Below are 12885 nucleotides of genomic sequence, written 5' to 3' on the forward strand. Positions count from 1 at the left end.
AAGAACAAACTGCTGTTAACAGTAATAGCCATCGTATGTCAAAACTTAAAGTAATAAGAGAATCACACAATCTGACTCAGGAAGAATTATCTGAAAAATCAGGAATTTCGGTAAGAACTATTCAACGTATTGAAACAGGAAAAAATCCCAAAGGCTATACCCTTCGTATGCTGGCAAAAGTATTGCAAGTAGAAGAAAACAAATTACTTAGCACAGAGTCAAAACAAAACATTGCACAAATTGCAGAAGAAAAGCAAAACTCAGAAGAATCTATTCCGGTGAACTATTCGTATCTAAAATTAATCAACCTGTCTTCAATTCCATTTATTATAACTCCACCGTTAAATATTATTATTCCGTTAGTTTTGATGTTTACGATGAAACAAAAAAACGTTTTATCAAAACAACTCATTTCAATTCAAATCGTTTGGACAATTTTAGCACCTATTGTGTTTATGACAGGCATTTTTTTGAAACTTGGCCACAAGTTTACTTTAATCCTAATGATACTTATTGCTTTGTCTAATGTATTTATTGTTCTTCGGAATGCAATAGAAATCGACAAGACCAAAAAGCTTCATTACAAACTGAATTTCAACATGATATAAATCCTGTCGGATTATTGTCGGGTTATTGTCGGGTAGAATTTTAGGTCTGCAAAGAGGAGTTTTTAACCTTTGTCAAAAATAATTATACAAAATTTATTATGGCAAAAAAAATTCTCTTAAGCATTATCGTTGCTTTTATTTTTAGTCTAAACAGTAAAGCTCAGGTTGACAAAAATTCAGCTATCTATAAAACAATCCTGTCAAAAGACAGTTTACTATTCAATATTGGTTTTAATACCTGTGATATAAAACAGTTCGAAATTTTGTTGAGTGAAAATCTAAAATTTTACCATGACAAAGACGGCTTTTCTGATAAAGCAAAATTTCTTTCTGATCTAAAAAACGGGCTTTGCAAAAGTCCTGAAACTCGTCAGGTAAAAAGAACTTTAGTAAAGGAAAGTACGCAGATTTTTCCGCTTTATAAAAATGGAATACTCTATGGAGCGGTGCATAATGGAGAACATCTGTTTTCTGAAAAACGGGAAACTCAAAGCGGAATTGCAAAATTCAGTAATCTTTGGAAATTAGAAGATGGTATATGGAAATTAGCTGTATCATTTAGTTTTGATCATCAGCCATATGAAAATAAACGAATAAAAAAACCAATTTTTGATAACGATACCGAAATTGAAAAATGGCTGAAAAATAATAAAGTACCAACATTAGGATTAGGAATTATTGAAAATGGAAAACTGAAACAAATAAAGGTTTTTGGAGAAATTACAAAAGGTATCTCTGCACCCTACAATACTATTTTTAACGTAGCTTCTTTAACCAAGCCTGTTACTGCAATAGTTGCCTTAAAATTGGTGAGTTTAGGGAAATGGAAACTAGATGAACCTATTTATAAATATTGGACTGACCCGGATATTGCAAACGACCCGAGAAATAAAAAACTTACAACAAGGCTTATTTTGAGCCATCAGACAGGTTTTTCAAATTGGCGATGGATGAACGAAGATAAAAAACTTGGTTTTGAGTTTGAGCCTGGAACAAAATATCAATATTCAGGTGAAGGAATGGAATATTTGAGAAAAGCTTTAGAAAAAAAATTCAAAAAATCACTTCAGGAATTAGCCTATCAAATCATTTTCAAACCACTAAATATGGCTGATACAAAATATATCTGGGATAAAAATGTAGATGTATCAAGACTTGCTGTTGGCTATGATAAAGAGGGTAATGCTTATGAAACAGTAAAAAACAAAACACCAAATGCAGCAGACGACTTATTAACTACAATTGGAGATTACGGAAACTTTTTAGTAAATGTAATGAACGCAGAGGGACTCTCTAAAGAAGTTTTTAATGAAATGAATTCACCTCAGACAGCAACTACAAAAGGAAAACATTTTGGTTTGGGATTTGAAATTTATGATTTGGGCAATCAGGAATATGTATTATCTCACGGAGGTTCTGACTATGGTGTTCAAACAATTGTATTTATTCTTCCAAAGACAAAACAAGGCCTCTTGATTTTTACCAATTCGGACACAGGTGGTAACTTATATGAACCTTTACTAAAACATTATTTAGGAGATAAAGGACAAAAAATATTTGACATCGAAACAAAATAAAAAACTACTCATAATTTTTTGACCATTTTAAAACTACAATGCATTAAAAATTAACCCTGATTGAATTATTAGACCAGGGTTAATTTTTAGATAATTCTAATTGGGGAAAAAAGTAGTTATGCGGTAATAGCGAACTGATTTTGATTGAATTTATATTCTTTTGGACTACAGTTGAATTTTTGCTTGAAGATTTTAGAAAAATAACTTCTGCTTGTAAAACCAATGCAATACACTATTTCGGAAATATTTAAATCTGAATTTTTAATTAAAATTTCGGCTTTTAATATTCGCATATGAGTAATAAAATCATTGACCGTTCTGTCATGAATCATTTTAAAACCTTCTTGTAGTTTGTTTGGTGATAAACCTGATTTCTTGCTAAGCGATTTAATGGTAAATTGCTCTTCGGGAGTTTCTTTTATAAGATCTGAAAGTTTTTTTATTTCTTCCATTTCCTTTAGAGTAAGGCAGTTTGTTTCTTTCAAACAATTATTCATATCATCAGAATGTTGCTGAATCTCCATTGCCAGAATAATTTTCAAAATACCTTCTTTCAACAAATTCCGAACAATTCCGGTTTGGGTAACAGCATTTAATTGTTCTATTTTTTCTGCTATTTTCAAATTATATGAACCGAGATAGAAAAAATTTCCATCCCTGTTTTTTTCAAAGAAAGTTTCTTTTACTTTAAAATTGAAAAAATTATTTTCAGATGTATCAGCATTTTCAGTTCCTACTACAATTAAAGTAACTCTGGTATTGGTGTTTTTGTCGAAAAATAAAATATTATCTTCTTTTTGCTTTGATGAAACTATAGCAGTCTGAAATTTTTTTAACTTTCTTTCAACTCCGGACATTCCAAAACTATGTGATAAACTTCCCTTAGAACAATAAGCAAAATAAACTGGCGAAATATCCGGATTCCCAATACTGATTTTTACATCTTCAGAAAAAGTCATATCAAACTGTAAACAGGAAACTGAATCACTGAAAGAGGATCCTACAATGCTGCCTTTGGCAAAATTATTGCTGACTTCTAAGGCATATTCGTCTGAATCAAAAATTATTTTTCCTCCTAAGCTTAATGTTAGTTCTTCAAATATATTTTTAATCTTATCGTTATGTATAGTTACTATTTTCATTTGGGCGGATTTAAATTTTAAATATATCTTTAGTCAACAAAACAGATTCATTATTTTAATTGAAAAAAATCTGAACTACAAAATTCGTTCAGAACACCATTAATTATGTTATATAATTTTTGAGTTTTGTTTTATAATTACTTCTATAACATTCTCTTATTCGTTTAAATATGAAAAGTTTTTCTTTTGCTCCAATTGCTCAACCCAATGCAACAATTCTGATTTTAGGAACAATGCCCGGTACAAAATCACTTGAAATACAACAGTATTATGGTCATATAAGAAATAATTTCTGGCGATTTATGTTTGAAATTTTGGAGGAAGACTTCTCTACTGATTATAAAATGAGAAAGACCCTTTTACTGAAAAATAAAATCGCCTTATGGGATGTTTTGCAATTTTGTGATAGAATTGGAAGTCTGGACAGTGCTATTAAAAATGAAATCACAAATGATTTTGAACTTTTTTTTAAGCAAAATCCCAATATTAAAACTATTGTTTTTAACGGACAGAAGGCAGCATCTTTTTTTAAAAAACATGTTTCATTAAAAACCACTGATTATCATTTTATAACCATGCCTTCAACAAGTCCTGCCAACGCCGGCAAATCATTTGACGCAAAGTTGAATGAATGGAAAACCATCAAAGAATTTATATAGGTTTGAATGATATAACATTATGAATTCAAAATGTAAAATATCAGGCAGATGTTTAAATAATTTTATCATTATAAATTTTAAACATATAAATTATGAAAAAGATACTTTTAATAAGCAAAGTAGTTTTAGGAACAGGAATTTTGTTATTGAGTTTAAATTCTTGTAAAAATGAATCAAAACAAGAAGATCCAAAAGAAGTTGCTGAAGACCAAAATGAAGCTAAATTTGACAGCATTGATTCAAAAGAAGATGATTCTGAATTTTTAGTTGATGCAACAGAAATAAATCTGGCTGAAATCGAAATTGGAAAACTTGCTCAAACTAAAAGTACAAATGCCGAAGTCAAAAAATTTGGTAAAATGCTGGTAGACGAACATACAAAGTCAGCCGGAGAAGTAAAAACTATTGCAGACAGCAAAAATTTTTCATTACCAACTTCAATTACTGAAGAAGGAAAAGAAGAATATAATAAACTAAATGAAAAATCTGGTGTCGATTTTGACAAAAAATTTGCCGATATGATGATTGACGGTCACGAAAAAGCAATCGATAAATTCACTAAAGCCGCAGAAAAAGCAAACGATCCAGAAATAAAAACATGGGCTTCAAATAATGTTGCCTCTTTGACTGCACATCTTCAACATGCTAAACAACTTAAGCAGGATTTAGATAAAAAATAAAATTGGTTACTTTAGATTTATTTAGGTTAAAAAGCTATTCTATTTTAGGATAGCTTTTTTTAGATTTACAAGAAAATAATTATGAAAACACAATCTTACAAAAATCATATACGGTTTTACCCACCGCATCATTTTGTATATTATCCAATTTTGATAATGTTCATGCTTTTTGCAATTTACTTTGCATTTACAACTGCTGAGAAACTTTTATGGGGATTTATAACCGTGATTTTTATATTCCTTTTTTGTCTCGCCTTTATGCTGCGCCAGCATTATGCTTTGATTTTACAAAACAGAATCGTTAAACTTGAACTTCGGTATCGCTACTTTGTACTTACCGGAACCAGATTTGAAACTATTGAATATAAATTTACTGAAGACCAGCTTTTTGCTTTTCGATTTGCTTCAGACACTGAGTTTTTATCTTTAATTGATCGTGCCCTTGCAGAAAATCTATCCGGCGATGCCATCAAACAAGCTATTGTAAATTGGAAGGGGGATTATTACAGGGTATAAAAAGGAGTAAAACATATCCAATATCCAACAATATTGACAAATATTTTGTTTAGAAATTTTACTAAACATTTATAATCGTTTTACTGCTTAATTAAAAAACGTAAGATAGTCAGTGTGTTTTTCTAATCTGATCCGCTTCATAATTATAAATCATATTAGTGTCATTAATCTAAGTCATATCTGGAAATTATTTTCCTCGCATTTTCTTTATATAAATGAGCTTTTTTAGATTCAATTTTTATAGGCAGATTGATTATTTCATTTGCAGTCTTAAAAGATTTTCCAAACTTCTTATTTTCTATGTAAAATTTAAGAAGGCTTTCACGTGGTTCAAATCTAAAAGGTTCTATACCTACATTCAACAATAATAATTTTTCTGCGTTTAGGATTTTTTTCTGCTGGAGATATAAATTTGACAAAACGACGTTTGCATCTGGAATCGGTGATTTCTTAACTGAATTTTCCATCATGAAAATTCCCTTAATGGATTCCCCTTCATGAAATTTTTCAAATCCAAATTTAAATTCAATAAAGGGATCGTCTTCAATGAGTCTCATTTTATTGTCACTTATCTTATAATAAAACTTTTGGTTTCCACTATCTGACACAATTTTAAAATCAATTAATGTTTGGGTTTTTACATAAAAAAGTGCAGTAATTAAGAAAGACACAATTATAAAACTAATGTTTATACTTTTTATATAAAAAGGATTTGTAATGGTTAACATTTCTTTTTTATTACCTCCATAAACAACTAAAAGAGACAATCCCAAAACCAATAAGACGATCGCTGTCGGGTTGTATAATACTGATGTAAACAATCCTAAAAAAGCAAAAATGACAACAAAAGTGAGTCCTAATCTCGTTTTAGGATTAAGTTCAGTTTTTCGGATAATCACAAACAACAGGAGTCCCAGCAAAACAAAACCAAAAAAACCTATTTCAAAAAGGATTTGAAGGTAATCATTAAAAGCAGTAGATACGTAATTGGCTACTTTAATTTCAGCCCATGAACGTTGTTGCTTATTAAAATATTCCGCTTTTGAATTATTATAAATTCCAGGAAAATTAAAAATTCCGTTACCAAAAACGGGCTTTTCTTTAATCTCTGAAATTGTAATTTTTCTGATTAAAGTTCTTCCGTCAACAGAATCTTTGTTCAGCTGATATAAAAAATATGAACCTGAAACACCTACAAAAAACAGGGCTGAAATTAGCATTATTGCCTTCTTTTTATTTGCCTTTAGAAATGTAAAGCTTTTTGAAGAAGTACATAACAAAAACAAAACGCCAACCACTAATGAAATCCATGAAGCCCGCGAATCAGTTAAATATAAAATATACAACATCAATAAAGCACTTAACAGCAGGAGCAATTTGGCGATGCTATTCTTAAGTCCCAAAAAGAGAAACTGATATAATGTAATGATAAGGCCTGTAACCATATACACGCCTAAAAAATTGGGATTGATAAAGGTACCTACCACCTGGAAATATTCATTTCCTGCATTGAGATAATCCGTTTTTTGCAGCAATGCAATAATAGACTCTGCAAAACAAGAAAACCAAATAAGTTTTATGATAAAATCAAAAGAAGCACCTGGTTTGTTTTTGTTATCCAAACTTAACCGAAATAAATAAAACAATGCGATGTAACCTGTAAATACCCAAAATTGATTGTAAAGGAAATCGTAATACGAAAAAATAAAAAAATGTATAATGACATACGAAAAGAACAGCAGCATCATTAAATCGGCTGTATGGATATTAAGTGTTTTATTTTTAAAACCTTTCAATGCTTTAAAAAAAAGCCATGCAAAAACTACGGTTACGAAAAACAATTCCTTACCGGTTTTATTAGAATTTAAAATAAACGGATAAGATACAAACGGAAGTACAAAAACTAAAATAATAAAACAAGAATCGATTATTCCTGCAAGAGTATCCTTTAGATTTGATATGTTGGATTTCATCATTTAGAAAATGGTTGATAAAAATTCATAGCCAAAAAAATCGCCCGACATGATGCAGCCTTTTAATACCACGTTATTAAATTTGTTTTGGGATCAATAGTAAATATTCTTTCATAAAAATTCGGTTTTAAGGGAAACATTAAAAACAACCCGTTTTTTGGCAATCTTTTAAAAGTGATTTTATTGTCATCTGAGGCAATTTGTTCTTCTACAAAACGCCAGTCTCCATCCCAAACCATGATTCTGTATTTTTCTCCTTTTATAATCTGAAAAGGATTGTTATCGGTGTACTTGCTTTTGTATTCATTTTCTCTGGACAATGTTGGAGAAAATGAATTCAACATATCGGGTTTTAAAATTGTTTTTATACCTTTTTGGTCCAGCAGGACCGGGTATTTTTCGAAAACCATTTTTCCTGATACCACAACACCCGGCAAATAAACAATGTCCCTTCCCATATTTTTATAGACGGCAATTTTATTATTTATTTTCGCCCAGTCCAGTGGTCTCCAGTTGCCTCTGTTAAAAACATTGATATAACTTACCCTTGAAGTCACCTGCGGATTAAAAGAATAGCTAATATCGCTAACTTCTACATACTCTGATGTGACATCCAAAATATTTTTGCTTTTCAAAAAATCATCCGGGATTTCATTTTCAGGGATTATAGTAGTTAAGTTTCCTTTTTGTTCTGAAAATGTAACCCTGAATACTTTGCCTAATCTTTTAGCCACAGCGTTATAAGAATAGGGCAAATCCTGATTCCCGTTAAAAGGGATATGAACGCCTTTATTGTCGATAACGGTATTCCAGAAATGTCTGTTCGAAGAAGCGGCATAATGCGGGGTATAATCAAACGTGGTTGCTATACCTAAAGACCTGTTGGCGAAAATTGCCACATTGGCCAAATCCGGACAATTGCCTTCACGCCAGAATAATAAATCTGTTGCGCCTAAAAGCGGTTTAGGATCAAAACGTTTTAGTACAAAATCAAAGTGTTTTATATTGTTTATTATGTTAGAAGCCAATTCAACCGGATCATTAGGGTCAGCCATTCCTGTTGACAGTTTTTCGAAGCTGGACTGGTATTCAGGTCTCCAGTCCTGCATTGGCTCCGTTAAACTGCGGTAAGGCAAAATGTACTCACAGAATGTCTTAAAATCATAGCTTTTAGACCATGGGTTTTCTTTCCATGATTTAAAGGCCATTTCTATATTTTTAATCAACAACCCACTTTTAATGACATCAGTGTCTCTGATGACTGTATTTCTGGAAATCATTCCGATACTGTCTTTCTGTTTGTTAAAGACTATAGTGGCCTGTTCGATGTCTTTATAGTTTGTTACTTTAAAAGAAGTTTCTTTTCCATTTTTATCAAGCCATATATTATCTTCTGCATAATGTATAGGCATATTAGTCACCAAAAACACAGCAGCATCGTATTGTTCTTTATCTCCTTTTTTATGAAAATAGTCTAAAACTTCGGCAAATTTTGGAACTTTTGTTACCCCTGTATTTTTAATTTGAGAGGTACCAACAGTTGTAGAAATTAAACTTAAAAATAAAATGATGGCTAGGGTTTTTATTAAACACATGTTCTAATTAAAATAAATTTGATTATGAAAAAAAAATCTTGTTATTGTCTAATAGTATTTACAATTCAAGAGAATTAATTGATTTTTGGATTTAACTTATAACTCAAATCTCAGCTTTAATTACTATAATTTTATTTTAAAAAAAACTGGTTCGCTAAATGCTAACCAGTTTTAAAAATACTTTTTTTGATTTGAATAGGTCAAGCTATTTTTTTAACGAACTCTTACTTATTTTTTTTCAAAGTTCATCCTTGAATTTTATTTTTATTTTTTTAGATTATGAAAGAATAGATAGCATTGATAATAGACTTGCTACAAAACAAGTTCTAATCTTTATTTAATAACATATTTTATTCATTTTTTTTAGAAATGATTTAATTGTATAATTTTTAATCAAATAATAGTAAATCCCCTTGTGTGCCTCACTTAGAGATCCACCATGAATAAGGAACCTTATACTTTTCTGGATGATTGACTCTTCTGTCAAGATAAAAACCTGGATAATTTATAGGTTTATTTGTTTTTTCTTTTGTCAAAAAAACAAAATTGCCTTCTTTATTATCTTCGATTTTATAATATAAAACTACCACCTCCTCATTGTAGCTAACCACATCATATACAAAACCTTTAAATCTTAAAATACTGTCTTGAGATACGCTCCATTTTTGAGGTGTTTCCATCACGTCTCCTTCTCCTTCATATTTATAAAACTTATTTTTACTGTCTCTTTCATATCTCTGACTTATTTTATCTTCACCAAATTTATAATATGTATAGCCACCTGAATAAGGGCTATAATATATCCAATAATCATTTGGTTTGGCGATTAAAACTTCTTCGATTGTTTTTGTCCTACTGCAACTTATAAAAATTGCTAATAAGAATAATAAGTGAATTTTATTTTTCATCTGCTAAGAAATTAATTGTAAAATTTTCATTTTGACCTGTTTCAGGGTTGTATACTTTTAAATTGTTATTATTAAGTTCCCCTTTTTTAAATAATATATGTCCTAAATTTTCAGGATCTTTCGGTGCTTCAATTTTATACCCTCCATTATGTATTGCGTTACTATTAAATCTAATAATTCTGTCTTGGATTTCACTTAGATAGTAGCCTGGTTTTTTATCCATATTCCAAATATAATTTGCTAAGGATTTAACTATAGATAACTTAAATTCTGGAGGCGATAATTTAAATGATGTGGTTTCCATTGCATCTATATAAACATCTATGTGTGTTTTTACGTTAGACTCAATATCGTGTTTTTTATTATATTGATGACCTAGTTCATGTACTACGATATGGGTAAAGCTATAAATATTATCCAGATCTTCTGAATACTTGCCTCCTCTCATATTTAATACTATCAAATAGGGAGCTATGGGCGAGGTAAATGCAGGCACATTTGAACTTAATTGATTAGGTTTTGGGTGTTTTCCTGTAGCAAAATGTGACCCAACAGGAGCATTAATCTTTTGAGCTAAAAATATAGCGATTCTAGTTAGAATCATTCGTTGACTAGTGTTATTAGCGTCAAGTTCAGAAGGCAATTTCTTTACCCCATCTATTTCTATTTGAATTAACTTTCCATCAGCTCCAGCAGCCTTTGGGTAACCATTTGAGTCAAAAACATAATTTTTACCATCTACAAATGGATTTGATGCTAGAGGGCTTCCATCTATCACAAGACTATACTTGTCTGCGATAACGATTTCTTCAGCATAAGGTTTTTGCTCATCTGAAAGACTATTAGCATATTTAGCAATAGCATTTTTTATTTGCGCAACTCTTCCTGTAGGACCATCAACATCTGCAAAGATACGATCTATGTAATTTTCAATAAATTGATGTGTTTCGCTTAATGTTAAAGTTGTTTTATTTAACAATTGTCCAGCTGCATAAAACTCAGGAGGGGGTTGTGCAGTGAAACCTAATATTCCTACTCTGGGAATATCGTTATAAGTTACAATAACCTTAGAGTCTACAACTACTGGTCCTGTTGGTGTGGCCTCATATACAGTCACTGTATTAGTGTTGTTAGTGCTATTATAGTTGTTATATGAAAAATAAGGCTTAACAGGAGGATTAGGATCGTAGTTCCCAATACCCATAATCGCATTATTGATTTGCGCCGGAGTATATCCTGTATACTCATTTGTCGGCTGCATGATACTGCCTCCATTTGTTATGATAAACCCAAATTGTGCGTTTCCATTCGCATCCAGTACGAGTGGCGAACTGGGATTGGTAGTTTCGTGTAACCAGTACATATTAATTACGTCTCCAGCACGTTGTTCATAATCCATTATAGAAGGTGCAGTTTGCCAATTTGTATCGTCTTGTTGCTGAGTATTCCCTCCGCTTCCAACATAATATCTAGGACTATAGTAGTCAAAATTGTTTGTGACAGCACCATTCCTGTCTATCATAGAAGAAACATTTGTAGACCAGAAATTACCCCCTGCGGTCATACCGCCGGTATTGTTTACAGGACTACCAAAGGAAGCACTATTCCAGCCTGAATTTCCCCCATATTCATCATAACCATAGGCGAAAGCAGATAATGAGAAAAATAATGTCATCAGACAAATATAGATAGTTTTTTGCATGGTTTTTAGTTTTTAATTAGTATTCTGGAGTGCATTTCGTTTCCTACGCCCACACGTACAATATACATTCCGGATTTTAGTGTAGTACCGTCTAAATTATATTGATGTTTACCCTGTTTTTGAAGGGTTTCTTTTTGTAAGGTTATGGTAGTATTATTTCCAGAAAAGTCATATACACCAACATTTACAGTGGCATCGTTTTCGAGTTCGTATTCTATCAGAACATCATTGACAAAAGGGTTAGGATACAGGGTAATAAAATGCTCTTTCTGGTCGGTTAAAGCCAGCAGTTCTTCGGCGGTCAGGTCGTCGCCATCCCCTTCTTCTGTTTGTTTCAGGATGATATGCATTGGCGGCCCGGGTTCCTGCCATTCCTCTGTAAACGTTTGAAGGCTGCCTGTTAAATAGACTTTTTTATTTACTGTTTTAAATTCCATTTGGGAGGATAATAATTGCGAAACCAAAATATTCGAATTAGGATTTTCAGAATACGGCATATCAAAAGTCATGTTCAGTTTGTCAAAATACAAAGCATTGTCTTCCAGAATTGCAGTACTTTCGGCAGTTTCATTGTTAAAGTTCCATTTATAATGCACATTGTTATCTTCGGCGGTAAACTCACACGACAAAGGCAAAACCCTCACTATTTCTTTTTTTGACCAGTCTAATTCTACCAGTTTGCCTTTCCATTTTCCGTTAAAGTATTTTGGTTTTAACTCTTTTTTTGAAGCAACCGGTTCTGTGTTGTCTGATTTCTCTGTTGTTTTGTCAATTGCTTCTTTTGCAATGGCTGTATTGGTTTTGGTTTCTGTTTCGCCAATTTCTTTTGCTAGGCTGGCGGCAACACTTTCTTTTACATTTTCAGTAATATGTTTTAAAAGCATATCGCTGTTGGTTGTATGGCTTTGAGAAAAATATAAAATGGCTTTGTCTTCATCTTTTTCAACTCCGTACCCAAAATAATAGCATAATCCTAAATAATGTTTTGCCATAGGCCATGGTGACAATTCAAACCAGGATACGGCAGTTTTATAATCCTGGGCAAATCCAAATCCTTTAAAATACATATAGCCAAGGGCATAGGCTGCACGCTGGTTTCCGTGGTCTGCAGCTATGGTTAGCCAGTACCTGGCTTTATCAAAATCAATATCACAGCCAAGGCCAATCATATAAAATCTCCCGATATTGTATTCGGCAGCAGGAAACTCTTTTTTTGCGGCTTCCATCACCAGCTCAAAAGTTTTTTCTTCGTTTTTCTGCACCCCAAGGCCTTGTTTGTACAGCAGCCCTAAAATATTCAGGCAATTGGCATCGCCCAGATCCGCACACGCTTCAATTTCAGCTAAAGATTTAAAATCCTTTTGATTTTCTCCTATGTCAACTATATTTTTACTGATGTAATTCACATAGTTTATGCCGATATCCTGCGAAAAAGAGACGTGACAAATAATCAGTAAGAGAATAACGAGTATTGTTTTTTTCATATTTTGGTTTGAAGTTTATTTAATGGTAATGGGTAAAGAGT

At 31.8% G+C, this 12885-nt stretch carries 11 protein-coding genes; 5 read left to right on the forward strand and 6 right to left on the reverse strand.

Going from position 1 to position 12885, the window contains the following annotated elements; genetic code table 11:
- Positions 1-35: 35 nt before the first annotated feature.
- The gene (locus FLACHUCJ7_RS23845) at positions 36-608 is read left to right on the forward strand and encodes a helix-turn-helix domain-containing protein (RefSeq protein ID WP_180910800.1); all 573 of its coding nucleotides are present in this window, start codon (positions 36-38) and stop codon (positions 606-608) included.
- A 98-nt stretch (positions 609-706) separates the two neighbouring features.
- Positions 707-2185 (forward strand): serine hydrolase, encoded by a 1479-nt coding sequence (locus tag FLACHUCJ7_RS23850; protein WP_180910801.1) that lies wholly within the window; start codon positions 707-709, stop codon positions 2183-2185.
- Positions 2186-2301: 116 nt separating this feature from the next.
- Here FLACHUCJ7_RS23850 and FLACHUCJ7_RS23855 read toward each other — a convergent pair whose 3' ends face one another.
- Positions 2302-3327: a helix-turn-helix domain-containing protein gene (locus tag FLACHUCJ7_RS23855; protein WP_180910802.1), complete on the reverse strand. Its 1026-nt coding sequence runs from the start codon at positions 3325-3327 to the stop codon at positions 2302-2304.
- Positions 3328-3497: 170 nt separating this feature from the next.
- On the opposite strand from FLACHUCJ7_RS23855, the gene FLACHUCJ7_RS23860 reads away from it, so the two are divergent.
- From FLACHUCJ7_RS23860 to FLACHUCJ7_RS23870, 3 genes are all read left to right on the forward strand, one after another.
- Positions 3498-3986 carry a DNA-deoxyinosine glycosylase gene (locus FLACHUCJ7_RS23860; protein ID WP_180910803.1) on the forward strand — a complete coding sequence of 163 codons (489 nt, stop codon included), beginning with the start codon at positions 3498-3500 and terminating at the stop codon, positions 3984-3986.
- A gap of 92 nt (positions 3987-4078) precedes the next feature.
- Positions 4079-4666 carry a DUF4142 domain-containing protein gene (locus FLACHUCJ7_RS23865; protein WP_180910804.1) on the forward strand — a complete coding sequence of 196 codons (588 nt, stop codon included), beginning with the start codon at positions 4079-4081 and terminating at the stop codon, positions 4664-4666.
- An 81-nt stretch (positions 4667-4747) separates the two neighbouring features.
- Positions 4748-5182 (forward strand): DUF6526 family protein, encoded by a 435-nt coding sequence (locus tag FLACHUCJ7_RS23870; RefSeq protein ID WP_180910805.1) that lies wholly within the window; start codon positions 4748-4750, stop codon positions 5180-5182.
- A gap of 164 nt (positions 5183-5346) precedes the next feature.
- On the opposite strand, the gene FLACHUCJ7_RS23875 is transcribed toward FLACHUCJ7_RS23870, so the two are convergent.
- The 5 genes from FLACHUCJ7_RS23875 to FLACHUCJ7_RS23895 form a co-directional block, all read right to left on the reverse strand.
- Positions 5347-7158, reverse strand: coding sequence for an O-antigen ligase family protein (locus tag FLACHUCJ7_RS23875; RefSeq protein WP_180910806.1), 1812 nt, complete (start codon positions 7156-7158; stop codon positions 5347-5349).
- Positions 7159-7217: 59 nt separating this feature from the next.
- Positions 7218-8750 carry a transglutaminase-like domain-containing protein gene (locus tag FLACHUCJ7_RS23880; protein WP_180910807.1) on the reverse strand — a complete coding sequence of 511 codons (1533 nt, stop codon included), beginning with the start codon at positions 8748-8750 and terminating at the stop codon, positions 7218-7220.
- Between the two features lie 422 nt (positions 8751-9172).
- Positions 9173-9658, reverse strand: a complete 486-nt coding sequence (locus tag FLACHUCJ7_RS23885; RefSeq protein WP_180910808.1) for a hypothetical protein — start codon at positions 9656-9658, stop codon at positions 9173-9175.
- A complete protein-coding gene (locus tag FLACHUCJ7_RS23890; protein ID WP_180910809.1) occupies positions 9648-11360 on the reverse strand; it encodes a hypothetical protein in 1713 nt (570 codons plus the stop codon). Before FLACHUCJ7_RS23890 ends, FLACHUCJ7_RS23885 begins: the two co-directional genes overlap by 11 nt.
- 5 nt (positions 11361-11365) lie before the next feature.
- Positions 11366-12844 (reverse strand): T9SS type A sorting domain-containing protein, encoded by a 1479-nt coding sequence (locus FLACHUCJ7_RS23895; protein ID WP_180910810.1) that lies wholly within the window; start codon positions 12842-12844, stop codon positions 11366-11368.
- Between the last annotated feature and the right edge of the window lie 41 nt (positions 12845-12885).

This window comes from Flavobacterium salmonis, from assembly GCF_903819435.1.
GTDB lineage: Bacteria > Bacteroidota > Bacteroidia > Flavobacteriales > Flavobacteriaceae > Flavobacterium > Flavobacterium chungangense.

Bases quoted from the DNA above. Each gene is read 5' to 3' on its own strand.
- FLACHUCJ7_RS23845 (WP_180910800.1), top strand. From the start codon at position 36: ATGTCAAAACTTAAAGTAATAAGAGAATCACACAATCTGACTCAGGAA.
- FLACHUCJ7_RS23850 (WP_180910801.1), top strand. From the start codon at position 707: ATGGCAAAAAAAATTCTCTTAAGCATTATCGTTGCTTTTATTTTTAGT.
- FLACHUCJ7_RS23855 (WP_180910802.1), bottom strand. From the start codon at position 3,327: ATGAAAATAGTAACTATACATAACGATAAGATTAAAAATATATTTGAA.
- FLACHUCJ7_RS23860 (WP_180910803.1), top strand. From the start codon at position 3,498: ATGAAAAGTTTTTCTTTTGCTCCAATTGCTCAACCCAATGCAACAATT.
- FLACHUCJ7_RS23865 (WP_180910804.1), top strand. From the start codon at position 4,079: ATGAAAAAGATACTTTTAATAAGCAAAGTAGTTTTAGGAACAGGAATT.
- FLACHUCJ7_RS23870 (WP_180910805.1), top strand. From the start codon at position 4,748: ATGAAAACACAATCTTACAAAAATCATATACGGTTTTACCCACCGCAT.
- FLACHUCJ7_RS23875 (WP_180910806.1), bottom strand. From the start codon at position 7,158: ATGATGAAATCCAACATATCAAATCTAAAGGATACTCTTGCAGGAATA.
- FLACHUCJ7_RS23880 (WP_180910807.1), bottom strand. From the start codon at position 8,750: ATGTGTTTAATAAAAACCCTAGCCATCATTTTATTTTTAAGTTTAATT.
- FLACHUCJ7_RS23885 (WP_180910808.1), bottom strand. From the start codon at position 9,658: ATGAAAAATAAAATTCACTTATTATTCTTATTAGCAATTTTTATAAGT.
- FLACHUCJ7_RS23890 (WP_180910809.1), bottom strand. From the start codon at position 11,360: ATGCAAAAAACTATCTATATTTGTCTGATGACATTATTTTTCTCATTA.
- FLACHUCJ7_RS23895 (WP_180910810.1), bottom strand. From the start codon at position 12,844: ATGAAAAAAACAATACTCGTTATTCTCTTACTGATTATTTGTCACGTC.